Genomic DNA, 501 nt, shown 5'->3' with positions numbered 1-501 from the left:
GGTGATCAGCGCCGCGCACTTCGCCACCCTGCCCGCCAGCGCCGTGATCGGCCCGGTGAAAAAGGCCGGCGTGAAGCGCCTGCTGGTGGTGGGCGGTGCCGGTTCGCTGCTGCTGCCAGGCGGTGGCCGCGTGATCGACAGCCCGGGCTTCCCAGCCGAGTACAAAGCCGAAGCCAGCGCGGGCGCCGAGTTTCTTAGCGTACTGCGCCAGGAAAAAGACCTGGACTGGACCTTCCTGTCGCCGTCGGCGGAGTTTGTCGAAACCGAGCGCACCGGCGCGTTCCGCCTGGGCCAGGATGACCTGCTGGTGAGCAGCGAAGGCCGCAGCTGGATCAGCTTCGCCGACTACGCCATCGCCCTGATCGACGAAGTGGAAACGCCGAAGCATTCACGCCAACGCTTCACCGTCGGCTACTGATCCAACGCTCTCCTACATGGGGGGATTGACGTTCATGACCAGCCAATTGACCCAACGCGGTTAAACCTGTGGGAGCGGGCTTG

The 501-nt window shown here is 65.1% G+C and carries 1 protein-coding gene; it reads left to right on the top strand.

The genetic code is table 11. The annotated features are described in order from the left end of the window. On the top strand, window positions 1-418 hold a 418-nt coding region (locus HX803_RS32010), incomplete at its 5' end, for an NAD(P)-dependent oxidoreductase (RefSeq protein ID WP_178926059.1). Between the last annotated feature and the right edge of the window lie 83 nt (window positions 419-501).

Origin of the sequence: Pseudomonas sp. P7548 (assembly GCF_013386585.1) — a bacterium.
GTDB lineage: Bacteria > Pseudomonadota > Gammaproteobacteria > Pseudomonadales > Pseudomonadaceae > Aquipseudomonas.
Note: the sequence above shows the minus strand (reverse complement) of the source record. Positions and strands in the feature narration are given on the sequence as shown.